Source organism: Haladaptatus ordinarius, assembly GCF_054177595.1.
Map to the genome: position 1 here is coordinate 49,676 of NZ_JBPEHH010000009.1, position 22,250 is coordinate 71,925.

The 22,250-nt window shown below is 63.5% G+C and carries 24 protein-coding genes and 2 pseudogenes; 13 read left to right on the plus strand and 13 right to left on the minus strand.

Annotated elements, in window-relative coordinates; translation table 11 throughout:
* Nucleotides 1–144 precede the first annotated feature (144 nt).
* The 3 genes from ACR3FF_RS05520 (at nt 145) to ACR3FF_RS05530 (ending at nt 3,485) form a co-directional block, all read left to right on the plus strand.
* Entirely contained in the window at nt 145–1,302 is a 1,158-nt protein-coding gene (locus ACR3FF_RS05520) for an ABC transporter substrate-binding protein (protein WP_458186771.1), read from the plus strand.
* 234 nt (nt 1,303–1,536) lie between these two features.
* Complete coding sequence (locus ACR3FF_RS05525) at nt 1,537–2,628, plus strand: FecCD family ABC transporter permease (protein ID WP_458186773.1); 1,092 nt, start codon at nt 1,537–1,539, stop codon at nt 2,626–2,628.
* The gene (locus tag ACR3FF_RS05530; protein ID WP_458186775.1) at nt 2,628–3,485 is read left to right on the plus strand and encodes an ABC transporter ATP-binding protein; all 858 of its coding nucleotides are present in this window, start codon (nt 2,628–2,630) and stop codon (nt 3,483–3,485) included. The genes ACR3FF_RS05525 and ACR3FF_RS05530 overlap by 1 nt, the downstream gene beginning before the upstream one ends.
* A gap of 605 nt (nt 3,486–4,090) precedes the next feature.
* Here the strand turns inward: ACR3FF_RS05530 and ACR3FF_RS05535 are convergent.
* The gene (locus ACR3FF_RS05535) at nt 4,091–5,203 is read right to left on the minus strand and encodes a M24 family metallopeptidase (RefSeq protein WP_458186777.1); all 1,113 of its coding nucleotides are present in this window, start codon (nt 5,201–5,203) and stop codon (nt 4,091–4,093) included.
* 33 nt (nt 5,204–5,236) lie between these two features.
* Entirely contained in the window at nt 5,237–5,851 is a 615-nt protein-coding gene (locus tag ACR3FF_RS05540; RefSeq protein ID WP_458186779.1) for a universal stress protein, read from the minus strand.
* Between the two features lie 94 nt (nt 5,852–5,945).
* Here ACR3FF_RS05540 and ACR3FF_RS05545 point away from each other — a divergent pair, with 94 nt between their 5' ends.
* Nucleotides 5,946–7,286: an AI-2E family transporter gene (locus ACR3FF_RS05545; protein WP_458186782.1), complete on the plus strand. Its 1,341-nt coding sequence runs from the start codon at nt 5,946–5,948 to the stop codon at nt 7,284–7,286.
* A 13-nt stretch (nt 7,287–7,299) separates the two neighbouring features.
* Here ACR3FF_RS05545 and ACR3FF_RS05550 read toward each other — a convergent pair whose 3' ends face one another.
* Nucleotides 7,300–7,578 (minus strand): hypothetical protein, encoded by a 279-nt coding sequence (locus ACR3FF_RS05550; RefSeq protein WP_458186784.1) that lies wholly within the window; start codon nt 7,576–7,578, stop codon nt 7,300–7,302.
* 25 nt (nt 7,579–7,603) lie between these two features.
* Between ACR3FF_RS05550 and ACR3FF_RS05555 the strand changes: the two genes are divergently transcribed.
* Nucleotides 7,604–7,900 (plus strand): WNWW family protein, encoded by a 297-nt coding sequence (locus tag ACR3FF_RS05555; RefSeq protein ID WP_472850148.1) that lies wholly within the window; start codon nt 7,604–7,606, stop codon nt 7,898–7,900.
* Between the two features lie 23 nt (nt 7,901–7,923).
* On the opposite strand, the gene ACR3FF_RS05560 is transcribed toward ACR3FF_RS05555, so the two are convergent.
* The 3 genes from ACR3FF_RS05560 to ACR3FF_RS05570 form a co-directional block, all read right to left on the minus strand.
* Complete coding sequence (locus ACR3FF_RS05560; RefSeq protein ID WP_458186788.1) at nt 7,924–8,661, minus strand: CPBP family intramembrane glutamic endopeptidase; 738 nt, start codon at nt 8,659–8,661, stop codon at nt 7,924–7,926.
* Nucleotides 8,658–9,647, minus strand: coding sequence for an NAD-dependent epimerase/dehydratase family protein (locus ACR3FF_RS05565; RefSeq protein ID WP_458186789.1), 990 nt, complete (start codon nt 9,645–9,647; stop codon nt 8,658–8,660). The genes ACR3FF_RS05560 and ACR3FF_RS05565 overlap by 4 nt, the downstream gene beginning before the upstream one ends.
* Nucleotides 9,648–9,798: 151 nt before the next feature.
* A complete protein-coding gene (locus ACR3FF_RS05570; protein ID WP_458186791.1) occupies nt 9,799–10,512 on the minus strand; it encodes an MBL fold metallo-hydrolase in 714 nt (237 codons plus the stop codon).
* A 147-nt stretch (nt 10,513–10,659) separates the two neighbouring features.
* Here ACR3FF_RS05570 and ACR3FF_RS05575 point away from each other — a divergent pair, with 147 nt between their 5' ends.
* Nucleotides 10,660–11,109 (plus strand): hypothetical protein, encoded by a 450-nt coding sequence (locus ACR3FF_RS05575; protein WP_458186793.1) that lies wholly within the window; start codon nt 10,660–10,662, stop codon nt 11,107–11,109.
* A gap of 46 nt (nt 11,110–11,155) precedes the next feature.
* Here ACR3FF_RS05575 and ACR3FF_RS05580 read toward each other — a convergent pair whose 3' ends face one another.
* Entirely contained in the window at nt 11,156–11,623 is a 468-nt protein-coding gene (locus tag ACR3FF_RS05580; RefSeq protein ID WP_458186796.1) for a DUF7988 family protein, read from the minus strand.
* 98 nt (nt 11,624–11,721) lie between these two features.
* Between ACR3FF_RS05580 and ACR3FF_RS05585 the strand changes: the two genes are divergently transcribed.
* From ACR3FF_RS05585 to ACR3FF_RS05610, 6 genes and pseudogenes are all read left to right on the plus strand, one after another.
* Complete coding sequence (locus ACR3FF_RS05585; protein WP_458186798.1) at nt 11,722–11,883, plus strand: sporulation protein; 162 nt, start codon at nt 11,722–11,724, stop codon at nt 11,881–11,883.
* Nucleotides 11,880–12,131: pseudogene (locus tag ACR3FF_RS05590) on the plus strand (sporulation protein); the annotation flags it as partial. The gene ACR3FF_RS05585 and the pseudogene ACR3FF_RS05590, both read left to right, overlap by 4 nt.
* 95 nt (nt 12,132–12,226) lie before the next feature.
* Nucleotides 12,227–12,280, plus strand: a pseudogene (locus tag ACR3FF_RS05595) (hypothetical protein); the annotation flags it as partial.
* Nucleotides 12,281–12,546: 266 nt separating this feature from the next.
* Complete coding sequence (locus ACR3FF_RS05600) at nt 12,547–12,882, plus strand: thioredoxin family protein (RefSeq protein WP_458186800.1); 336 nt, start codon at nt 12,547–12,549, stop codon at nt 12,880–12,882.
* 146 nt (nt 12,883–13,028) lie between these two features.
* Nucleotides 13,029–13,283: a Sec-independent protein translocase subunit TatA/TatB gene (locus ACR3FF_RS05605; protein ID WP_458186802.1), complete on the plus strand. Its 255-nt coding sequence runs from the start codon at nt 13,029–13,031 to the stop codon at nt 13,281–13,283.
* 231 nt (nt 13,284–13,514) lie between these two features.
* Nucleotides 13,515–13,823, plus strand: coding sequence for a hypothetical protein (locus tag ACR3FF_RS05610; RefSeq protein ID WP_458186804.1), 309 nt, complete (start codon nt 13,515–13,517; stop codon nt 13,821–13,823).
* 1 nt (nt 13,824) lies between these two features.
* Here ACR3FF_RS05610 and ACR3FF_RS05615 read toward each other — a convergent pair whose 3' ends face one another.
* A complete protein-coding gene (locus ACR3FF_RS05615; protein ID WP_458186806.1) occupies nt 13,825–15,495 on the minus strand; it encodes a gamma-glutamyltransferase family protein in 1,671 nt (556 codons plus the stop codon).
* A gap of 87 nt (nt 15,496–15,582) precedes the next feature.
* Between ACR3FF_RS05615 and ACR3FF_RS05620 the strand changes: the two genes are divergently transcribed.
* Nucleotides 15,583–16,233 carry a DUF1028 domain-containing protein gene (locus ACR3FF_RS05620; protein WP_458186808.1) on the plus strand — a complete coding sequence of 217 codons (651 nt, stop codon included), beginning with the start codon at nt 15,583–15,585 and terminating at the stop codon, nt 16,231–16,233.
* Here the strand turns inward: ACR3FF_RS05620 and ACR3FF_RS05625 are convergent.
* Genes ACR3FF_RS05625 through ACR3FF_RS05645 form a run of 5 tightly spaced genes read right to left on the minus strand, consistent with a single transcriptional unit; the run spans nt 16,230 to nt 22,238 of the window.
* Entirely contained in the window at nt 16,230–17,549 is a 1,320-nt protein-coding gene (locus ACR3FF_RS05625) for an ABC transporter ATP-binding protein (RefSeq protein WP_458186810.1), read from the minus strand. The genes ACR3FF_RS05620 and ACR3FF_RS05625 overlap by 4 nt on opposite strands.
* Complete coding sequence (locus ACR3FF_RS05630; protein ID WP_458186812.1) at nt 17,546–18,619, minus strand: ABC transporter ATP-binding protein; 1,074 nt, start codon at nt 18,617–18,619, stop codon at nt 17,546–17,548. The genes ACR3FF_RS05625 and ACR3FF_RS05630 overlap by 4 nt, the downstream gene beginning before the upstream one ends.
* Nucleotides 18,616–19,614 (minus strand): ABC transporter permease, encoded by a 999-nt coding sequence (locus ACR3FF_RS05635; RefSeq protein ID WP_458186814.1) that lies wholly within the window; start codon nt 19,612–19,614, stop codon nt 18,616–18,618. The genes ACR3FF_RS05630 and ACR3FF_RS05635 overlap by 4 nt, the downstream gene beginning before the upstream one ends.
* Nucleotides 19,611–20,564, minus strand: a complete 954-nt coding sequence (locus ACR3FF_RS05640; RefSeq protein WP_458186816.1) for an ABC transporter permease — start codon at nt 20,562–20,564, stop codon at nt 19,611–19,613. Before ACR3FF_RS05640 ends, ACR3FF_RS05635 begins: the two co-directional genes overlap by 4 nt.
* Nucleotides 20,565–22,238: an ABC transporter substrate-binding protein gene (locus ACR3FF_RS05645; RefSeq protein WP_458186818.1), complete on the minus strand. Its 1,674-nt coding sequence runs from the start codon at nt 22,236–22,238 to the stop codon at nt 20,565–20,567.
* Nucleotides 22,239–22,250 lie beyond the last annotated feature (12 nt).

The window sequence follows — 22,250 nt, forward strand, 5'->3', positions numbered from 1 at the left end:
GAAGTTCGACCGTCAGGTTCGACGAGTGGAAGGAAAATTTATCGAGTCGACGGTCGCGTGAAGTGTCTCGTCGTCGACGCCGGTTTTAGGCCCGCCGAAAAATGAGAAGGTTTACGTGCCTTTAGGCGAGCCTAAAACGTGAGCATGGTAGCAGACGAGTCGAAACGCGTTACCCGGCGACGATTCATCGCAAGCAGCGGTGTCGCCGGTGTGGCACTGCTCGCCGGGTGCACCGGCGAAAGTGACGACGGTTCGAAGAAGACAGACGGAACGAGTGATGGCGAAACGACGTCGCAGTCGGGAAGCTACTCCGTGACGATGGCCCCCGTCGGTGAGGTCGAATTCGAGTCGGTTCCGAAGCAGTGGGTGGTGTACGAAGCTGGATACGCCGACATGGGTGTCGCGCTCGGAATGGCTGATGGCCTGAAAGCGGTCGGTCTCCCGAGTCGGTACCACACGCAGTTCTACGACGAGCTGTCGGGTGTTTCGGTGGATAAGTCCTCGCTGACCACCCTCTACAGCGAAGGTGTCGACCGAGAGGTGTTCTACCAGCTCGACGCCGACGTGCACCTCATCGACCCGAACTGGCTGGTCAACAACTCCTCGTTCGGACTGAAACGGTCGGACGTCGACCAGATCAGTTCGCAGGTCGCCCCCTTCGTCGGGAACACCATCTTCCGCCGGACGGATTCGTGGCACGACTACCAGTACTACTCGATGTACGAAGCGTTTGGCGCGATTGCGAAGGTGTTCCAGCAAGAAAAGCGATTCCAGCGGTTCAAATCGTTCCACGACGAGTACATCTCCGGCCTCCAGTCGAAGCTGCCGTCGAAAAACGACCGTCCGAGCGCCATGCTCCTCTGGCAAGAGAAAAACGAACCCACGGAGTTCTACCCCTATCGCCTGAGCGACCAGGGGACGAACAAAAAGCAGTGGCACGACCTCGGGGTGACAGACGCCCTTTCCGGAACCGATATCGAGGGGCTCAGCACGTCCAAGCGCGGCACGGTCGATTACGAGACGTTGCTGGAGGTCGACCCCGAGGTCATCCTCTTGCGCGGCCACGAAACGAAGAGCAGGAAGCGGTTCGAGAACACGGTCGTCGCCTTCATGAAAGAACACAGCGTGGCGAGCAAGCTACAGGCCGTGAAGAACGACCGCGTCCTTCGGGGCGGTCCCATCTATCAGGGACCGATAATCAACCTCTTTACGACCGAGCGCGCCGCGACGTCCCTCTATCCGGACACCTTCAGCGGAAAGCTGTTCGACCGCGAGAAGGTCGCCAGCATCGTCACCGAATAGCATCGTCCGCAGAACGACCGACGCGAGTACGGTAGGCATCCAACTCGCGTCCCGTCCCATATCCCAACACCCACGATTCCGGTGGGTTTTTTCGAAATCGTCGCCACATCCGTGCCGGAAACCAAAGGCCTTATCCAGAGTTAGGTCAACCTAAAAGACGAAATTGCAATTCGCCGCCGAAGCAGTCGTAGACGATAGCAGCGGATTCGGACGAGTCGACGGCAACGATCAGATATGACGGAGGATTTGGAGACCGGAATTTGGGAAACGTTCGACGGGTCGCTTTCGGCGCTCGTTCTCGCCAGCGTCGGCATCGTCGTGCTGGGCGCGTTAGTACAGGTGCGCTTCGGCGCGTTTTCGATGACGTTAGAGGAGGCGTGGGGGGCCGTGTTCGACCCGACGATTCTCACCAACCCAGAGGTGCTTGCGGCGCTCTTGCTCGGCGACGAGATTCCGGTGGAGTTGAGCACGGAGACGAGCGTCGTGTGGAGTCTCCGCCTTCCCCGCGTCCTGGTCGGCATCCTCGTCGGGGCGAATCTCGCCGTCTCGGGTGCCATCTTTCAGGCCGTGACCCGAAACGAACTGGCGAGTCCGTACATCCTCGGCGTCAGTCACGGGGCGGGACTCGCAGTATTGCTCACGCTCGTCGTCTTCAGCGGCCTGTCCGTCTTTCTGCCGGCGTTCGCGGCGCTGGGCGGCGTCGTCGCCTTCCTCGTCGTCTACGTCATCGCGTGGAAAGGTGGGACCAGTCCGGTTCGCCTCGTGTTGGCTGGCGTCATCGTCGGCACCATCGCCCACTCCCTCCAGACCGCTCTGTTCTTTTTCGCACAGGACGTGGGCGTGGTCCAGAACGCCATCGCGTGGACGACCGGGTCGCTCACCGGCACCGGGTGGAAACAGGTGCGAGTCGCGCTGGTTCCGACCCTCTTCGTCGTACCGACCGCCGTACTGGCCGCGCGACAGTTGAACGTCCTCCTGCTCGGCGAGCGGACGGCCCGGTCGCTGGGGATGTCGGTGGAACGAATCCGATTCGCGCTCTCCGCGCTCGCCATCGTGGCGGCCAGTACCGCCATCGCGGTGGCCGGAATCGTCGGATTCGTCGGTCTCATCGTCCCGCACGTCGTTCGCAACGTCGTCGGGAGCGACTATCGAAAGCTCGTCGTCGGCTGTCTGTTCGCCGGGCCAGCACTGGTCGTCGGTGCGGATGTCGGCGCGCGACTCGCGCTCAACCCGGTACAGATACCGGTCGGAATCGTCACGGGGCTGGTCGGTGGGCCGTACTTCCTCTATCTCATGCGCAGACGAAAGCAGGTGGGTGAGATTTGATGAGGGGTGACGAAACCGAACTCTCCGACCGCCCCCGAACGGTCGACGCCAGCGACCACTCTCACACAGCCGACGCCAGCGAACTGCTCGGTGAGAACCTCGCGGTCGGCTATCCCGACACCGACGAACCGGTCGTCGAGTGTGAGTCCATCGTCGTCCCGGCAGGCGAGGTCACCGCACTCGTCGGGCCGAACGGGAGCGGCAAAAGCACGCTCCTCAAGGCCCTCTCCCGCGAACTCGAACCGGAATCGGGCGTGGTGCGACTCGACGGCGAGGACGTGCACTCGCTCGGGACGAAACCGCTGGCGCGGAAACTCGGCCTGCTCTCACAGGAAAACGAGTCGCCATCGACGCTGACCGTCGAAGAACTCGCCTACCACGGACGCTACCCGCATCGAGGCTTCTTCGAGTCGAAGACCAAGGCCGACCACCAGGCGGTCGCCCGTGCACTCGAACGGGCGGGCGTGGCCCACCTCAGGGACGAACCGATGGGCAGTCTCAGCGGCGGGCAGCGACAGCTCGCCTGGGTCGCCATGGTGCTCGCACAGGAGACGGACGTCCTGTTGCTGGACGAACCGACCACGTACCTCGACCTGCGCCACCAACTGCGCGTTCTGGAAGTCGTCAGCACGCTCGCGCGCGAGGAGGGGTTGACCATCGGCATCGTCCTCCACGACATCTCGCAGGCGGCCCGCTACGCCGACAACCTCGTGGCGCTCCACGACGGCGAACCCTACGACTGGGGACCGCCCAGCGAAGTCGTGACCGAAGAGCTGCTGGCCGACGTGTTCGGCGTCGAGGCAACCGTAGGGATGGGACCGGAGGGACCGGTCGTCACGCCGCGGCGTCCACTGTGAACCGGGTAAGGTCTGAAATCGGAATCAGGTGAGTTCGAGGGTCTTCGAGCTGAGTTTGGAGATTGGGCTGACCGGTCTGCCGTCGCGGTGGCGGTGCGGGGTGGGTATGAAAGGGGCCGCTCACTCGCGTGTACGTGGTCGTCTCGGCGACCCCTCTCGGGAAGGCGAGCGCGAGCGAGCCGCCCCGAGATGTCGGCGAACGGTCACGCGAACGAATGTGAGTGTGACCACGGCAGTCGCATGCCCGCGCAACGCAGTGAGCAGGAACGTCTGCCGGTGACCGCGAGCGGGCGGGGGCTTTCGAAGACTGCTTCTCAGCAATCGTGTCGGAATCAAAACGACGTAGGGGGCTTTCGAGACCACCGTCACTGCAGTAACCCGTGCGTCTCGAAGGCAACGCCAGAAACGTTCGAGGGCTGTGACCACCATTCCAGAACCATGGATAGAAAATCACCTCGATCGCTCGTATACAGTACGTTCTCGTACAGTTCAGTACAAACCATCGCCAGTACATATTAGTACAAAGTAGTACGTCCGCTGCTGGCCGAATCCGCTCATAGAAACCGAATTCACGAGCTAGGAACGTACCAGTACGATTTCGATTCTTAGAGCGCGTGCCACGTTCGGGGCGAGTCGTTCAGTCGCTCACAGCCGTCGTCGGTGACGACCACTAGGTCCTCGATGCGAACGCCGAACTCGCCGGGGACGTAGACGCCGGGTTCGACGCTGAACACCATGCCGGGTTCGAGTTCGCGGTCGTTGCCGGCGACGATGTAGGGGCCTTCGTGGACGTCGAGGCCGACACCGTGGCCGGTCCGGTGGATGAACTGGTCGCCGTAGCCGTAGGATTCGACGACCTCGCGGGTAGCGCGGTCGACCGATTCGGCAGTGACACCGGGTTCGACCGCCTCGACGCCCACCTGTTGGGCTTCGCGGACGGCGCGATGAACCCTGTCGAACTCCTCCGGGGGCGTGCCTGCGAAGACGACGGTGCGCGTCTGGTCGCCGGGGTAGCCGTCGACGAACGCGCCAAAATCGAGGACGACGGGGTCACCGGAGCCTATCTCTCGGTCTCCGTGGCCGTGGTGTGGTTTCGCCCCGTTCGGGCCTGAACCGACGATGGTGTCGAAGGCGAGTTCCTCGCCGCCCGCGTCGGCGAGGCGGGTCTCTATCTCCCGCGCCAGTTCGCGTTCGGTCATGCCGATGGCGTCCTCGCCAAGTTCTCGAATCTCGACGCAGACCTCGTCCGCGAGTTCGCCCGCGCGTCGGAGCGTCTCGACCTCGGATTCGTCTTTCTGCATCCGGAGCGGTTCCAGCACCTCGCTGGCGAGGCCGAAGGTCGCCTCGGCAAGCGCACTTCGGAGGTCCTGGGTGAACAGCGCCCACATCGTATCGTCCACGAGGAGGTGTCCACCGGGCAAATCGAGGTCGTCGGCGACGGCGGCGACGAGGTCGAGGGGGTCGTCGCCATCGCTCCACGTGCGCACGTCCGTGACCCACGACGCCTCGGCTATCTGTTCGCCGTACATGTCCGGGACGACGAAGACGGGGTCGCCGGACACCGGGACGAACAAGAAGAGGTGGCGCTCACCGGGGTGTTCTCGAAAGCCAGAGAGGTAATAGAGGTTGCTGCTCGGGAACAGGACGACCGCGTCCGCCTCGACCGCACGGAGTCGCTGTTGGCAGCACCGCGTTCGTTCGGCGAAGGGAGTGGGCATTACCGACGAAATCGAGTGGCGCCGATAAAAACCTCACTCTCGCGACCGGATGTGCGCGACGCTCGTGTCTCCGGTGACCGGGTCGATGTGGACGTTGAGCGTCTCGCCGTCGCCGTTCGCGCGGACTATCCACGTGTTGGCGGCGCGATAGGGTTCTTCGGTCACAGACACGTCGTCGTACCCCTCTCCGGCGAGTGCTTGTTTCGCGACGGTGGTCGCCTGTTCTACCGATTCGATGGTACGTTCGCCCGAGGCCCGGACGAGCAGGACGGGGATGGTGGCTTTGCGAACGACGCGCTCGGCGACGCTCCCCAGAAGCATCCGACCGACGCCCGACCGTCCGCTGGTCGCCATCACGACGAGGTCGATGTCGTGGTCGCCGACGTAATCGAGGATGCCGTCGGATGGGCGTCCCTCCAGCACCGTACCGACGGCGTCGAGTCCGTGTTCTGACGCGAGTTCGACGACGTCGTCGGTGGCACGTTCGCCCTCGGCTTCGCGTTCGCTGCGGTTCTCGCCCAGGTCGTCGCCGACGACGTGGAGAGCGTGAACCGTCGCGTCGTACTGTTTGGCGATGTCGATGGCGTGGGTGGCCGCGCCACGAGTCGCGCTACTACCGTCCGTGGGAACCAAAATCCGTTCGTACATCGAGTGGCGGTACGATTCGGTTCCGTAAAAACCCCGCCGGGATTCGCCCGAGGAGTCCCGACTGATTTACCTACGACGAACGTAGTGGACACCCATGGGTGGGGACTCGGGATTGCCCGGACAGCGGTCGCGGTTGGCGTGGTGGGTCGTCGGGAGCGTCCTGGGTATCGCGATGGTGTTCGTCCTCTATTCGTTCCTCGGGACGCTCGTCCTCGGCCTGTTCATGTACTACGCCACGCGGCCGGTGTACGACCGAATTGTCCGCCGACTCGGATACCGCGGACTGGCGGCGGCCGTCGCGCTGTCGGCGGTCGCACTCCCCATCGTCGTGCTGGTCGCCACGGCTGTCGCCGTCAGCGCGTCGGAGGTGGCCGCCGTCGCGGGAGAATCGCTGGCGGAGTACGAAGGCGTCTTTCGCCCGTATCTCGAGCTCTCGACGACGGTGTCGCCGGAGCAGATTCTCGAATTCGTCCGCGAGAATCGAGCCGAGTTCACTCGCCTCGGCGGCACGGAACTGCTCGGCGACGTCGTGAACGTCGTCAGCGCGTTCGGAACCGCGCTCTTGCAGTTGTTCGTCGCGCTGGCGCTCGCCTTTTACCTCCTGCGAGACGACGAGCGACTCGTCCGGTGGTTCGTCCGCGACATCGGCGGCGAACGGAGTACGGTCTACGCCTACACGGCGGCGGTCGACCGAAGCCTCCAGACGGTGTACTTCGGGAGCATCCTGAGCGCCTTCGTCGTCGCGCTCGCCGCCGCCGTGGTGTTCAATCTCGCTGACGCCGTCGCCCCGCCCGGACAGTCCATCCCGCTCCCGACGTTGCTCGGACTGCTCGCGGGCATTGCGAGTCTCGTCCCGGTTCTCGGGACGAGACTCGTCTCCATCCCAGTCGCGGCGTACCTTGTCGTCCGCGCGCTCGGCCAAGGAGTCGTCGCCCTCTGGTTCCCGCTGGTCTTCGTCGTCGTCTTCGTCGTTGTCGTGGACGTGGTGATCGACGTCCTCGTCCGGCCGTACACCTCCGGCGGCGAACTCCACGTCGGCCTGTTGCTGTTGACGTACATCTTCGGGTCGCTCCTGTTCGGCTGGTACGGTCTGTTTCTCGGACCGCTGTTGCTCGTCTTGCTCGTACAGTTCAACCGCGTCGTCCTCCCGGAACTGGTTCGGGGCGAGTCGATTCCGGCGCGCGTCGCGAGGAAAGAGGGGGTCGCTGACGCCCAGACGGAAGGACGAGGTGACGGTGGAGAGACGGCAGCGGGTGAACGTACCGAACCGTCAGAAACCGACGGCGCAGCGGAAACTGACGACGTATCGGAAACCGACGACGGCGAAGCGCCACCGAGCGACGGGACCGTCTCGGAAAGCGAAGACGCAGAATCGACGGCAAACGATAGAGGTGAGGGTGGAGACGAGAGAACCGAAAGCAACGACGAGAGCTGATAGACGGCGTTTCTCAGTACTGTTCGCGCTCCAACTCTTCCAGATGGCGCTGGATTCGGTCGAACTTCGAGACGTCCACGAAGGCGTACTCCGCCCCACCGAAGAACGAATCGGGGATTTCGGTGTCGGTGAGGTGTAAGTCCGGGTCCGAGTCGACGTGGTTCACCTTCTCGAACGGAATGACGCGCGCCAGTGGAGGGTCATCGTTAAGACAGACGACTGCGTGTTCCTGTACGAGCACGGCGTCGTACTCCTGTGCCTCGTATTCGTCCACTGCAAAGACGGTCGGCATAGGTGATTCGACGGGAAGCACGATAATAAAAATGGACGTGACCGAACTCGACCGACGACTGCGCGAGAAATTCGACTCGTCGGATGGTGCCCGACGGGTGGTCGTCCGGCAAGCCAGCGACCTGGCCGATTCCGGTCAGTTTCGCGAACACGCAGGCGTCGAGCTTTCTGCAGCGGCCGTCGTCCGGAACCTGCAGGACGCACCGGAGGACCTCCTGCTCCCCGAGAAGTGGAACTGGTGGATGGGGGCACTCGAAATCGCCTACGGCGGGTACACGGAGTTCCAGGTCGTTCGCTGGAAACACGACGGGCAGGAGCGGTGACACGACGGACGAGAGGGGGCGAGTCAGGCGGAGAGCTGTCCGGTCACCATCAGGTACGCGAGGAAAAACTGGATGGCGTTGAACGCACCGTGAATCAACACCGGAACGAGGAGGTTGCGGGTGTACTCGTAGGCCGCACCGAGGATGGGCGAGAGGACGAACAGGATGGAGAGGTAGACGAGTTTGCCCGCCCCCTGTAACGAGAAGACGTGGACGAACGCGAAGATGAGACTCGCGAGCGCGATGGCGGGCCACCGACCGAACGACTCTCGGAGGCGTTCCTGAACGACGCCCCGATAGAGCAGTTCCTCGCCCGGACCGATGAGCAGGAACGAGAGTGGAATCAAGAGCAAGAACACCCGCGGGTCCTGTTCGCCGAGGGTCGTGAGTTCGCTCTGTGCGGACTGGATTCCGAACGTGGCGAGGACGAGCGACACCGCGATGAGACCGCCGTAGAAGACGACGAATCCGCCGACGGTCCAGCCGAGGTCCGAGAGCGTCGGAAGCCGAACGTCGATGTACTCGAAGCCACGACCGGTGTACCGGAGGTACGCCAGCGCGAACAGGCCGAAGGCGACGCCTTGCCCCATCACCACCGAGACGGCGACGAGAAGCGAAGGCTGCTCCAAGACTGGGATGCCCACCGCGACGAGAGCGAAGGCGGCGAGCAGGACGAGCACCGCGGCGAACGCGTATCCCCCGAGGCCGAGGCTGATAGCGGCGAACACCGCGCGAGACCGCCGGTTCCAGAGTGCCGTCATGCGGTGGCCTCCCGGGACTCGGTCTGACGGTACCACGCGACGGTGCGACTAATACCCTCGTCGTAATCTACCCGCGGTTCGAAACCGACCGCATCCCGAAGCGCCTCACCGTCCATCCGGACGTCGTGAGAGAAGACGTGGAGGACTTCGCGCGCCAGTTCGGCACGCTCGCTGAACAACGCCGCGGTTCGGAGAAGCCACGGTGGGACGCCCCGGACACGACCATCGGTTCCCACCTCGTCGTACACCGAGCGGACGAACGCACGAACCGTAATCGGGTCGGTCCCGACCGTAAACCGCCGGTTACCCGACGATTCGGTGGGGTCGGGAGGCGACGAAGCGACCCGACCGGCGGATGGGTCGGCGACCGCGAGCAGCGCTCGTGCAGCGTCCTCGACGAACACGAACTCGTGGGGAACGTCGACCGGTGCCGGAAAGCGGACGTTTCGGCCGTCGATTGGGTGTGCGAACAGCGGGCGTACGAGGTCGTTCGTCACGCCCGGGCCGTAGAAATCCGGAAGGTGGACGACGGTGGTCGGAAACGGCGCACGAACGAGGGTATCGTCGGTCTCGGCCTTGATCTTCGCCACGCGAGAGGGCGGGTCGAAGGGCGTCTCGGGCGTGACGGGGTCGTCGGGGGTTCCGAAGACCCACGTGTTACCGGGGTAAACGACGTGTGTGTCGGAATCGTCGAGAGCGGCAGCGAGCAGGCGGGCCGATTCGAGGGTGTGATAGTAATCCGTGAGCGGAAAGCCGATGCAGTGAAAGACCACGTCCACGTCTCGAATCGCTCGGCGCACGGTGAGCGGGACGAGCACGTTTCCCCGAACGATTTCGACCTGCGCGTTCGGGAATCGGTCACGAAAGCGTCGTTTGCTCCGGACGAAGACGCGGAGACGGTCGTCCGAGTTCGATTCGAGCAGGCGTTCGACGACGGCACTTCCCAACGCGCCAGTCGCCCCAGTGACGAGATAGCGTCCCCCCATTCGATTTCGGTATCAGGTACGACCTGCGTGATAGTGATTGTTGTGTAGTTTTATTGTCACGATGTGGAAAGAGAGGAAGACAGAGAGGCGTTCGCACCAGGTCGGAGTCGGTCCGAGTTACGTACTACCGGCGTTGCAGGCCGTGAGCGCGTCACGAGGAATCACCGGCTCGATTCTGACTCCGACTGCATCCGACTCGCGAGCGCTGAAAGTGCCGCCGAACCGCCGGACCGAATGGGCGTGCCGTGACCCATACAGAGCACCTCGACCGACGATACGGACTCGGCGACGCGGCGGATACTCCGCCGAATCTCGCGCCTGTCGTAGGAGTCCCACCACCGGGCGGGGACAGAACGCCGTGGCGCTCCCAGACGAGGTCGCCGAGGAGACCGACGCCGAGTTCGTCGTGGACGTAGACCGTGTGTCCCGGATTGTGACCGGGGGTGTGGAAGGCCGTGAACCCGCCGACCTGCGCGCCGTCTTCCAGTGGGAACACGTCGAGATGGGCGGGAATCGTGACGAGTTCGCGCGCGAGGCGGTGGAACGCACCCTTGTGGTGTAACAGGGGTGGGTCGTAGACGCCGGAGAGGAGGTTGGCGTCGCGTTCACCGACGAAAACCGGCGCGTCGAGGTCGGGGAGGTTTCGCAGGCCGCCGACGTGGTCTACGTCGTAGTGTGTGACCAGCACCCGGTCTACGTCCGTCGGCGAGAAGCCAGCGTCCCGAAGTTCGCGACGCACACCGAACCAGGGCAGGCCCGCGTCGACGAGGGTCACTTCGCCGTCGTCTACGAGAAATGCGTTCGCACCGACGACCGGGAATCCGAGTTCGAGCAACCAGACTCCCGCCGCGAGTTCCTGTGCCATGCGCGTGCTACGTCGGCGAGTGGGTTAAGACTGGGAGTCGAATCGGCGGAGAAAAACGACCGTCGCGGGTGACGAGGAACCGACGGCAAAAACGGGTGCGGAAATCGAGAGGCGAAACGCCTTCACACCACGCCCCCAACGCCAAGTATGCGCCTTGAAGCGGTCGGAGCAGGGGTGTTGGTTCAACTCCTCGCGGTGCTCGTCGGTGCGACTATCCCGCTCCCACGGCGTATCAGAGTTACCGCCGCCGTCGCGCTCCTGACGGTCGGACTGGCCGGCGGGTACGTCGCCGGGTGGTTCGCGGGCGGTACCTGGCGCGACGGAGTCGCCCACGGCCTCCTCGCGGGAATGGGCGGGGGAGTCGTACTCGCCCTCGTCCTTCACTACACGATGACCACACCGGGAAGCGAAGTCGGAGCGCTGTGGGGGCTGAACTATCTGATCGCGACGAGCGGAATTCCGACCCAACTGGCCGCGGAGTTCGACGCCGAACTCGGTGTCGTCATCCCCGCGCTGGCGGGCCTGTTGCTCGCGCTAGAAGGCGCACTGGCGGGCGGTGCGGCAGGTACCGTAGGTGTCGAACCGCCACCGACCTGAGAGAGGATTGTATTTCGACCGAGGTGCACGAACCAGGCCACCAGAGTCACTCGAGCGCGACCGACACCGCCTCGCGCGGGTCGTCCGTTCCTCGCGCGTACCCAACTCCACCCTCGCGAATCACGTCGAACGCACGAATCGAGACGACCAACCGACCGGCCGGGACCGTCGCCCGAAGAACCGGTCCACGACTGGCGACGGTGACGTACGGCGGTGCTGGAACTGGCGTGGCCGGCATCGAAAACCCGGCGGCGGCCACCGCCCCCGAGAGGAGGTCCGGAAAACGCTCCAACAGGTCGGTTTCGCGGAGTTTCCGTGACAGCGGTTCGACGACCGCCGCGTTGTCGGTCACCCCGTCGTCGGCCCACGTCTCGGAGACCTCGTCCGCACAGCGCAGGACGGCGGTGACCGTCTCCTCGTGGGCGTCGAGCACGTACTCGCGCACAGCGATTTCCGCCTCGGTCGTGGCCGCCGAATCGGTCGCCTCCGCGTCGTTCGTCTCCGAATCTGGCATCCGTCTCGAGGAGCGCGGGCGGTGTACAAAACCGTGTCGAACGACAGTCACACCGAGAGGAAAACTTATGTCTGAAATCGACGAAATAACCCCCTGAGATGAAACGAATCCTCTCCCGCGTCGGAATCGGTGCCGCGCGTGTCGATACCGTCCTCCCGAAGACCACCCTGACGGCCGGCGAATCGGTCGAGGTCGAGGTCCACGTCGAAGGGGGGGGTCGTCCGAACAGGACGTCGACGCGATATATTTCCCCCTCCTGACCCGATACGAGACTGACGACCGCACCCGAACGGGCGTCGTCGACAAGTTCCGGGTCGCCGACCCGTTCACCATCGGCCTGGACGAAGAGAAGACGTTTCCAGTCACCGTCGACGTCCCCCTCGATACCCCCATCACGGCCGGGCGGACGAACGTCTGGCTCGAAACCGGACTCGACGTCGAGTGGGCAGTCGACCCCGACGACGAAGACCCGGTACAGATAGACCCCGGTCCGCGACTCGCCACCTTCCTCTCCGCACTCGATTCGCTCGGATTCACGCTCCGAACCGCCAACTGTGAGAAGGCTCCGGCGGTCTGTTCTCTAGCCAGCGGTTCGTCCAGGAACTGGAGTTCGTCCCCCGGTCCGGCCCGTTCTCCGGCGCACTGGACGAACTCGAAATCGTCCCCACCGAATCCAGTGGAACGCTCGACGTCAAACTGGAAATCGACCAAAGAGGCGGACTACTCTCGGAGATGGCCGACGTCGACGAACGCTGGGCACAGCTTTCGTTCACGGACGAGAACGCCAGCGAGATGGAGTCGAAACTCCGTACCGAAATCGAACGGCACGCCTGAGAACCGCGCCCGCCGGTTCGACTGCTCGCTCGCTTATTTCGGACACGACGGGGGTACGACGTAAGTACGACGAGTTCGTACCTCGGAGCGTGACCGAAAAAGTGGAGAAGCCACTCCGCGTCGCGGACGGAGACGAACTCGCTCGCATCGTCGAGGACCGCGACCTCGTGCTGGTCGATTGCTACACGAAGAACTGTCCGAAGTGCCAGGCGATAGAGCCCGTCGTCGGAATCGTCGCACGAGTGACCGACGCGACGGTCGTGATGGTCAACCCCGGCGACGACCTCTCGCTCGTAGAAGAGTACGACATCCGGAGCGTCCCGACCCTCCTGTTGTTCGAAGACGGAGAGCTTGTCAGACGGATGGCCGAGGGGTTTCAGGGGACCGAACGGGTCGTCGAGTTCGTAGAGAACCGAGGGACGTAACGACCTCGCAGGAATCACCATCCGAGATGAGCACACGACCCGGATGTGCGTGGAGAGGGAGACGAAATCGGCGTGTTACGGACGGGTGTCAACGACTCACACGGAGCAAAAAGCCTATAATTGCCACCCACAATGTTTAAGTACAGATGATAGTTGAAACGATTCCGCTGTTCGGGCCGGTTCCCGGCGGGATGGAACTCGCGGTGATTCTGCTCATCGCGGTGCTCCTGTTCGGGGCGAACAAGATTCCCAAACTCGCGCGCTCGACGGGCGAGGCGATGGGTGAGTTCAAGAAAGGGCGACAGGAAGTCGAGAATGAACTCAACGAGATGAAAGAGTCCGGTTCCTCGTCCAGCGAGACGGAGAGCGACTCGGTGGTCGAACCCGACGCGGAAGTTTAAGCGAGTTTCTGAGGTCGGGGGTTACCGGCCCGACGTTTGTTTTTCTCATCACTACACAGCGACTGATTCGTGACGTTTCGATTCGGCTTCGAGCGGCCAGGCGACGTTCTCTCAGCGCCGGTGCGGTCTCACCTCGAACGGCGGAGACTGCCGCTGTCTTGGTGATTCCGGAGAGTGGCCCGACGGTGACCGACCACAACGGAAAAGTCCCTCTCCCCCAAACGGAAGACTATGGCCGACGACACGACAGACGCGGAAGGTGACGATTCGGAGCACGAAGAGACGACCGGGGGGACAGGGTCGGGTTTCAAAACGGTCGCACTGATGGGTCTTTCGTTCGCCGCTGGCTACCTCGTCGGGAGGAGTCAGGGGAGCAAACCGAATCTCCGCGAGGAACTGGACGCGATGGAGCGTGCCGACGAGGGGCCGATGGAGATAGAGATTCGAGATACCGGAGAGCACCACGAAACCGAATCGAATGCAGAAAACGAAGAGACCGAATCGGACGAAAGCGCTTCTGGCGAGGACGAAAGCGCCTAACTCAGTAGCCGGCGGCACTGCCGTCTTTTCGCGGTTCGGTCGCACCCGAGAGAACGCCGTCGTCGTATCTCGCCAGTTGTGCACCGCCGAAGAGCGACGGTGGCAGTACGCGCACGTCGTGGCCTTTTCGAGCGAGTTTTGTCGAGCGATTGCCGTCCATCCGGCCCTCGACGGCGAGAGTGCCGTCTTCCCGGTATCGCCAGCGCGGTTCGTCGAGCGCGGCCTGCAGCGGCATATCGTAATCCACGAGGTTCGAGACCACCTGTACGTGACCCTGTGGTTGCATGTAGCCACCCATCACGCCGAACGCTGCCCAATCGTCGGTGTCGAACCGCGCGAGCCCGGGTATCAGCGTGTGGAACGGACGCTTGCCAGGTTCGAGGTGGTTCGGGTGCTCGGGGTCGAGCGAGAACGACGCACCACGGTTCTGTAACGCGATTCCCGTGTCACCAGCGACCAGGCCCGACCCGAATCCTGCGAAGCGCGAGTTGATGTACGAGACGACGTTGCCCTCGCTGTCGGCGACACAGAGCAAGACGGTGTCCGCGTCCTCCGCGTTCGCGTCTGGGACGCCGAAGCTCACGTCGTGGTTCGCTCGTTCGCCGACACCCGTCGCCCGCTTTCGTGCCCAGGCGTCGGACGCGAGCGGTGGAACGTCCTCGAACTCCGGGTCGGTGATGTAGCGATGCCCGTCGTGGAAGGCGAGTTTCATCGCCTCGGCGAAGTAGTGGACGCGTTCCGCCGAGTCGAGTGGGTGTTTGTTCGCACCGATTTCCTCGGCGATGTTGAGCGCCTCCAGGGCGATGAGGCCCTGGTTGTTCGGCGGGAGTTCGAAAATCTCCGCACCACCGTACGTCGTCGAGACCGGGTCGATGAACTCGGGTTCGAAGTCGGCAAGGTCGTCTACCGTCATGAATCCCCCGTGTGACTGGACTTCCGTCGCAATCTGTTCGGCGATAGCACCCTCGTAGACGACGTCTGCCCCCTCCGCTGCGATCGTCCGGAGACTCTCCCCGAGACGGGGAAGCGTCATCCGCTCGCCAGCATCGGGTGCGCGACCGTCTTTCAGGAACGCCGCTCGGGCGTGTTCGGACGTGAAGAGGTCCTCCGCACCCGTCCAGTGAGATGCGATGACCTCCGAAACGGGGTAGCCATCCGTCGCGTACTCGATAGCTGGCTGGAGGACGTCGCCGAGGGACAGGTGACCCAACTGCTGGACCGTGGCTTCCCAGCCCCGAGCAGTACCGGGGACGGTCACGGCGTGGGGGCCGAGGAACGGCATTCCGAGGTCGTCTGCATCCTGCGTTTCGTCGACTGCGTAGCCTCGATTCTCCGGGTACCAGTCCGAAGGGTCGTCACGGGCGGTGATAGACGAACGAACGTTCTCGATGGTCGCCTCGCTCGGCGCACCGCCGCAACTCCGCATCGCACCGACCTCGCCGTCCGCCGTGCGGTAGAGCGCGAAGACGTCACCGCCGAGGCCGGTGCTCGTCGGTTCGACGACGTTGAGCGCGGCGGCGGTGGCGACTGCAGCGTCGAATGCGTTTCCACCCCGTTCGAGTATCGAGACACCCGTTTGCGACGCGAGCGGTTGACTGGTGGCGACGATACCGTTGGGTGCGTAGACGGTCGAACGGCGTGATGTAAATCGGTCGAGGTCGGGGGTTGGCATACTCTGACATACTCGGAAGCCGTCCTAAAATACCCACCAAATAGTTCCGGTGTGGGGCTTATCGGAAGACGAACGAATGGGAAACGTATGACGTTCTCCATCTGCGTCCGAGAAGAATCGGACGAGGGAACGACCTTCGGAGTGGCAGTCGCCACCGACGCTCCGGCGGTCGGCGCACTCGCACCCTGCGTGACCCACGACGGCGCAATCAGTACGCAGAGCTTCGTCAACGTTCGTCTCGGAAGGCGCGGTGTCGCACTCCTTCCCGACCTCGCCGTCGACGACGCGCTCGAAGGCCTGCTCGCGCAGGACGACCACAGCGACCTCCGGCAGGTGCACGGACTCGACAGACGAGGAAACGCCTACGCCTTCTCCGGCGGCGACTGTGACGACTGGTTCGGCCACCAGGTTCACGAAGAGCAGGGCATTACGGTCGCAGGGAACATGCTCGTCGGCGAGGAGACCCTGGACGCACTCGTCGAGACGTTCGCCGAGAGCGAGGGTGACATCATCTCCCGACTCGTCGAGACGCTCGCCGCAGGAAAGGCGGCGGGTGGTGACAAACGCGGCCACACGTCGGCCGTCGTGCGGGTGAAAGCACCGAAGACGACCGCCTACCACGACCTCCGGGTCGACGCACACGACGAGCCGATAGCAGAACTCCGGCGCGTCTACGAGACGGCGAAAGAAGCGAGTAGCGGGTTCAGCGAAGAGTCGAAAGAACGAATCTTCGACTAATCCGAACCGGTCGGTTCGACCCGGTGACACGCGGCGACGTGTCCGTCCGCCGCGACCACTTCTGGAGGCGACTCCCGTTCACAGGGAGAGGGGAACGCCTCCGAGACGATTCGTTCTGCCTCGTCGCGGTTCTCACCAGCGAGCGCGCTGGCTGCTTCGTGGACGGCATCGTTCGCCTCCGGTGGAAGGTCGCTCGGATTTCGCGGGAGCAACTGTTCGACCAGATACGACGCGACGGTCGCGTCGTCGGTTCCGCGACCCTCGGCTCGAAGCCGATTCCGTGCAGCGTCAGGGTCGAGTTCGCCCGACAACACGCGGTTGCGGAACGTGAAGGCCGCCCGGAATCCGTCTTCGGTACCGACCCAGTCGTCGGGGGGGATCACGACCGGACACCGCGTGTGGAATCGACAGCCAGACGGCGGATTCATTGGCGACGGCACCGTCCCACGGAGGATGATGCGGTCGTCCCTGTCACCCGGGTCGATGCGCGGAACCGCCGAGAGGAGCGATTTCGTGTACGGATGCTGCGGGTCGTCGAACAGTCGCTCGACCGGAGCCGTCTCAACTATCTGACCGAGGTACATCACGGCGACGCGGTCGGCGACGTGGCGCACGACGCTCAGATTGTGCGCAATGAACACCAGCGAGAGCCCGAACTCCTCCTGTAGCTCTCCGAGCAGATTCAGTATCTGTGCCTGGACGGAGACGTCGAGCGCCGAGACGGGTTCGTCCGCGATGACGAGTTCCGGTTCCAGCGCGAGTGCGCGGGCGATGCCGACGCGCTGTTGCTGTCCCCCCGAGAACTGGTGTGGGTAGCGTTCGACGTGGGACGGTTTCAGCCCGACGCGTTTCAGCAGGTCTTTCGCCCGCTCCACCCGTTCTTCGTCGTCGGTTCCGATGCCGTGAACCTCCATCGGTGCGGTGACGATATCTCCGACCGGCTGGCGTGGATTCAGCGACGCCAACGGGTCCTGGAATATCATCTGCAAGTTCCGCCGGTAGGGACGCATCTCCTTCGCGGACAGCCCGGTGATGTCCTCTCCGCGATAGCGTACCGACCCCGCCGTCGCGTCGTGCAGGTTGAGGATGGTCCGCCCGAGCGTACTCTTCCCGCACCCCGACTCGCCGACGATAGCGAGCGTCTCGCCCTCTCTGACCGTGATATCGACGCCATCGACGGCGCGGACGCTGGCCGTGTCGCCGACGAGCCAGTCTATGACACCGCCCGACTGGTCGAAGTGTTTCTTCAGCCCTCGCACGTCCAACAACGGTTTTTCGTCGGCACGTTCGTCGGTTCTCGTCGTCTGCATGCTCATAACCGTTCTTCCTCCGGGCCGCGTCGAAGACACGCCGCGACGTGGCCCTCTCTCGAATCGCCGCTACTCGACTGGCTGTGCTGTGTCGCCCGTCCCACGGGACGGAAGTCGGGGTGGACCTCGTAACACTCCCTCTTGGCTTCCGGACACCGGGGTGCGAAATGGCAAGCGTATGGTATTTCGATGAGGTCCGGGACGTTCCCTTCGATGGGCCGGAGTTCGTTCGTCGGCGCGTCGAGACGCGGCGTGCTGGCGATGAGCCCCTGCGTGTAGGGATGCTGTGGATTCCGGAAGAGTTCGTCCGCGTCGGCGCGCTCTACTATCTCCCCCGCGTACATTACGTTCACGCGGTCACAGACCTCCGCGACGACCGCGAGGTCGTGGGTGATGAGCAGGATGGACGTATCGAAGGCGTCTTTCAGCTCACGGAGTTCGTCCAGAATCTGTGCCTGGATGGTCACGTCCAGCGCCGTCGTCGGTTCGTCCGCGATGAGCAGGTCCGGCTCCGCGGCGAGTGCCATGGCTATCATCGCACGCTGGCGCATCCCGCCGGAGAACTCGTGAGGGTAGTCCGACGCCCGACTCTCGGGTTCCGGAATCTCGACGTTCTCCAGCATCTCGATGGCTTTGCGCCACGCCTCGCCGTTTTTCGCGGCACCGAGTATCTTGCGCTTTATCTCGGCGGGAAGGCTCACCGACTCACCGACCGGTTGGTGGAGTCGAACCATCTCGGCTATCTGCTCGCCGACGGTCAGCGTCGGATTCAGACTGTTCATCGGGTCCTGGAACACCATCGAGATGGTGCCGCCCCGAATCTCGCGCCGTCGCTCCTCCGGCAGGTCCAGTAGCGACTCGCCGTGGAGTCGGATGTCGCCCGCCGCTATCTCACCGGGTTCTTCGACGATACCCATGATGCTCTCGGCGAGGACGCTCTTTCCCGACCCCGATTCGCCGACGAGACCGACGATTTCGCCGGATTCTATCCGCATGTCGACTTCGTTCACCGCGTCGACCGTTCCTCGCTGGGTGGGGAATCGAGTGTGGAGGCCGTCGACTTCGAGGACGGTCATCGGCTCTCTACCTCCCCTTCGCTCACGTCGAAGATGTCCCGGAGACCGTCACCGAGCATGTTGAACGCGAGCACGGTCACCATGATGGCCAGCCCCGGCATGACGCTTATCCACCACGCCTCGCCGATGAACTGGCGACCGTCCGACAACAGGAGTCCCCACGTCGGGGTCGTCGGCTTGACGCCCAGGCCGAGGAAAGACAGCCCCGCCTCTGCGAGTATCGCTAACGGAATCATCAGCGTCGCCTGCACGATGAGCGGGGCGACGGCGTTCGGCAGTATCTCGCGGGTCATGATGCGCCGGTCGGTCATCCCGATGGCACGGGCGGCCATGACGTACTCCTCCTCGCGGAGCGACAGCACCTCACCCCTGACGAGCCTGGCGAAGTCGTCGATGTAGGCGATACCGATGGCGATGACGACGTTCGTGACGCCCAGTCCACCGGAGATGGCGATGATGCCGACGCCGAGGATGAGTTCGGGGAACGCCCACTGGAAGTCGACGTACCGCATCAGCACGCTATCGACCCAACCGCCGTAGAACCCGGCGAGCAGGCCGATGGACGTCCCGAGCGAGAAGGCGACGGCGACCGTCGCCAGCGCGACGAGCAGTGAGACCCGCGCCCCGTAGATTATCCGTGAGAGGAGGTCGTGCCCGAACGAATCCGTTCCGAGTGGATGCCAGATGCGCTCGGTGCCGGGGTCCTGGTCGTAGTTGCCCTCCGAGTAGCTGTTCGGCCCTTTCATGAAGTCGAACGTCGCGTCCGGGTCGTGGGGTGCGACGTACGGCGCGAACACCGCCGTGAGGACGAACAGGACGACCACGACGGCCCCGAACAGCGCCATCCGGTCGTGCAATATGCCCTCAACGAGTCGCTGTCGGGTGGATTTGTGCTCTTCGTAGCGTTCTTCTTCCTGATATTCGGGCGGAACGTCGGCCGGACCCGGTTCGGCGGGTGTGTTCGGGCCGACGCCCGGTTCGCTGTGTTCCGTCATTGTTCACCTCCGTACCCGATTCGCGGGTCGATGACGGTGTACACGAGGTCGACCGCGAGATTCGTGAACACCATCACCGCGGCGACGAGGAGGATGACCGCCTGCGTCACCGGGTAGTTGCGGTCTAACATCGAGTCGACCAGCAGTCGACCGAGGCCCTGGATGCCGAAGACGAGTTCGACCGTGACGCTGCCGACCAGCACCAGTGCGAGCTGGATTCCCGCGACGGTGATGACCGGGATGAGCGCGTTCTGGAGCGCGTGTTTGTAGAGCATCACGCGATTGCTGACGCCTTTGGCACGAGCGGTCCGCATGTACGGCTCGTTCAACACCTCCAGCAACGACGAGCGCATCATCCGCATCACGACGGCGGCGTACGGGAGTCCAACCGCGATACCGGGAAGCAAGATGCTCTCCAGCCATGGGCGAATCCCCTGGCTCGGGGGCGTGTAGCCGAACACGGGAAGCAGGTTCAGCCAGACGCCGAACACGAGTGCGAGCAGGATACCGACGAAGAACGCCGGCATCGAGACGCCGAGGAATGCGGAGATAGTCGCCACGTAGTCGACGCTCTCGCCCTTGCGCGTCGCGCTGACGATACCTGCCGGAACGGCGATGCCGAGACCGACGATGATGGCGAGCACGCCGATGGAGAGGGTCTTCGGTGCGGCCTGTCCGACGAGCGTCGAGACCGACTGGCCCGTGCTCAGACTCTCGCCGAAGTTGAGCGTGAGCATATCCACCATCCAGTCGACGTACTGGACGTACAGCGGTTCGTTCAGGCCGAGCTTCTCGCGGAGTGCGGCCACCGCCTTCGGCGTCGCCTCCTGGCCCAGCATGGTTCGAACCGGCCCGCCCGGAATCAGGCGAAGCCCGAAGAACACCGTGGTCGCCACCAGCCACATGACGAACGCGGCGTGTGCGACGCGCTTTGCCACGTACCGGCGCATCTATCCTTCGACCCACGTACTGTGGAAGTTACGCATGAACGGGATGTGGGTGAATCCCTTCACGTTCGACCGTTTCGCGGCGATGTCGTTCTGGTGCATCAGGTAGGCGTGGGGCACCTGTTTGATGAGGTGGTCTTCTAACTGCTGGAGTACCTTCTTGCGCTCGTTTCGGTCGAGTGCTTTGCGCTGTTCCGCCAGCAGTTCGTGCGCCGTGTCGTCCTCGAAGTTGATCCAGTTCCACACGCCGCCGTCGTCGGGCTTGCGATAGAAGTTCCACAGCGACTGGTCCGGGTCGGGGTCACCGACGCTACCGCTGATGGTGGTGTCGTAGTTGCCTTTCTCGTAGCGTTCCCAGTACGTCGAACTCGTCACCTGTTCGATGCTGACGTCGAATCCTGCCTCGTTCAACTGCTGGCGCATCGCTTTCGCGCCGCGAAGGCTGCTACTCGTCGCCAGGATGTGGAAGGATGCGCCCTCGGCACCCGCCTCCTTGATGAGTTGCTTGCCCTGTTCGGGGTCGTACCCCTGGTCTTTCGGCTTGTCATCGCGCCACACCCAGTTGGTCGCCTTGTTTATCGGACCCGTGTCGGGAAGCGCGTTGCCGAAGTACGCCGCATCGACGAACGCCTGATTGTCGATGGATTTGGCGATTCCCATGCGAGCTTTCTTCGAATCGAACGGCTTTCTGCGCTCGTTCATGGCGAGGCCGTACCAGTTGATACCCGGCGCATCTAGCTTCTCGACGCTGTTCGCCGACTCTATCTTCTTCACGTTCTGGAGCGGAACGAGGTTGGCGAAGTCGATGTCACCGCTCCGGAGCGCGTTCACGATGGTCGCCGGTTCAGGAATTGGCTTGATGTCGATGCCATCGAGGTACGGGAGAGCGTTCCCTTCGCTGTCTTTCTCGAAGTAGTCGTCGAACGCTTCGAGGGTGACGCCGGAACCGACCTCGTGTTGTTTCACCTGGAACGGCCCGGTGCCGACCGGCATCACCTTGTACTTTTTCGCGCCCTTCTTCTCGATGGCCTCTTTGTTGACGATGGTCGCCGCACGGCCGGGGCCGCGCGTGAGGTAGACGAGCGCCGGGGCCATCGGTTCCTTGAAGTTGAGTTCGACGGTGTAGTCGTCTTTGACGACGACGCCACCATCGTCGACCGCCTTGAGCGACTCCAGTTTCGAAGCAGCCGGTGCCTCCTCGGATATCGTCCGGTTGATGGTGAATTTCACGTCCTCGGCGGTGAACTCCGTCCCGTTGTGGAATTTCACGCCTTTCCGCAGGTCGAACGTGAACTTCTTGCCGCCGTTACTGACCTGCCAATCTTTCGCGAGGTCACCCCGAATCGTGAGGTCTTTTTTCAGTGTGACCAGTCCGTTGAAGACGTTCGCGGCCACCTGGAAGTACTGACCGACGCTGATGAACGGGGGGTCGAGAACGTCGATGCTCCCGGTGAACCACCCGGCTTTCAGTCGGCCGCCACGCTGATTGGACGATGGAACTTCAGTGGTTCCACCGTCACCGTCGGTCGTGCCACCGCCGCCGGCACCGTCACCGCCGCTATCGGTACAACCGGCCAATCCAGTGATTCCTGCTGCACCGAGCAGTTTCAACGTCGTCCGCCGGTCGACTACTGGGCCGCTGAGGTCTGCATCCGAGATTCTGTCACCAGTTCCCATGGTACATATTCA

Bases quoted from the DNA above. Each gene is read 5' to 3' on its own strand.
- ACR3FF_RS05520 (WP_458186771.1), top strand. From the start codon at position 145: ATGGTAGCAGACGAGTCGAAACGCGTTACCCGGCGACGATTCATCGCA.
- ACR3FF_RS05525 (WP_458186773.1), top strand. From the start codon at position 1,537: ATGACGGAGGATTTGGAGACCGGAATTTGGGAAACGTTCGACGGGTCG.
- ACR3FF_RS05530 (WP_458186775.1), top strand. From the start codon at position 2,628: ATGAGGGGTGACGAAACCGAACTCTCCGACCGCCCCCGAACGGTCGAC.
- ACR3FF_RS05535 (WP_458186777.1), bottom strand. From the start codon at position 5,203: ATGCCCACTCCCTTCGCCGAACGAACGCGGTGCTGCCAACAGCGACTC.
- ACR3FF_RS05540 (WP_458186779.1), bottom strand. From the start codon at position 5,851: ATGTACGAACGGATTTTGGTTCCCACGGACGGTAGTAGCGCGACTCGT.
- ACR3FF_RS05545 (WP_458186782.1), top strand. From the start codon at position 5,946: ATGGGTGGGGACTCGGGATTGCCCGGACAGCGGTCGCGGTTGGCGTGG.
- ACR3FF_RS05550 (WP_458186784.1), bottom strand. From the start codon at position 7,578: ATGCCGACCGTCTTTGCAGTGGACGAATACGAGGCACAGGAGTACGAC.
- ACR3FF_RS05560 (WP_458186788.1), bottom strand. From the start codon at position 8,661: ATGACGGCACTCTGGAACCGGCGGTCTCGCGCGGTGTTCGCCGCTATC.
- ACR3FF_RS05565 (WP_458186789.1), bottom strand. From the start codon at position 9,647: ATGGGGGGACGCTATCTCGTCACTGGGGCGACTGGCGCGTTGGGAAGT.
- ACR3FF_RS05570 (WP_458186791.1), bottom strand. From the start codon at position 10,512: ATGGCACAGGAACTCGCGGCGGGAGTCTGGTTGCTCGAACTCGGATTC.
- ACR3FF_RS05575 (WP_458186793.1), top strand. From the start codon at position 10,660: ATGCGCCTTGAAGCGGTCGGAGCAGGGGTGTTGGTTCAACTCCTCGCG.
- ACR3FF_RS05580 (WP_458186796.1), bottom strand. From the start codon at position 11,623: ATGCCAGATTCGGAGACGAACGACGCGGAGGCGACCGATTCGGCGGCC.
- ACR3FF_RS05585 (WP_458186798.1), top strand. From the start codon at position 11,722: ATGAAACGAATCCTCTCCCGCGTCGGAATCGGTGCCGCGCGTGTCGAT.
- ACR3FF_RS05605 (WP_458186802.1), top strand. From the start codon at position 13,029: ATGATAGTTGAAACGATTCCGCTGTTCGGGCCGGTTCCCGGCGGGATG.
- ACR3FF_RS05610 (WP_458186804.1), top strand. From the start codon at position 13,515: ATGGCCGACGACACGACAGACGCGGAAGGTGACGATTCGGAGCACGAA.
- ACR3FF_RS05615 (WP_458186806.1), bottom strand. From the start codon at position 15,495: ATGCCAACCCCCGACCTCGACCGATTTACATCACGCCGTTCGACCGTC.
- ACR3FF_RS05620 (WP_458186808.1), top strand. From the start codon at position 15,583: ATGACGTTCTCCATCTGCGTCCGAGAAGAATCGGACGAGGGAACGACC.
- ACR3FF_RS05625 (WP_458186810.1), bottom strand. From the start codon at position 17,549: ATGAGCATGCAGACGACGAGAACCGACGAACGTGCCGACGAAAAACCG.
- ACR3FF_RS05630 (WP_458186812.1), bottom strand. From the start codon at position 18,619: ATGACCGTCCTCGAAGTCGACGGCCTCCACACTCGATTCCCCACCCAG.
- ACR3FF_RS05635 (WP_458186814.1), bottom strand. From the start codon at position 19,614: ATGACGGAACACAGCGAACCGGGCGTCGGCCCGAACACACCCGCCGAA.
- ACR3FF_RS05640 (WP_458186816.1), bottom strand. From the start codon at position 20,564: ATGCGCCGGTACGTGGCAAAGCGCGTCGCACACGCCGCGTTCGTCATG.
- ACR3FF_RS05645 (WP_458186818.1), bottom strand. From the start codon at position 22,238: ATGGGAACTGGTGACAGAATCTCGGATGCAGACCTCAGCGGCCCAGTA.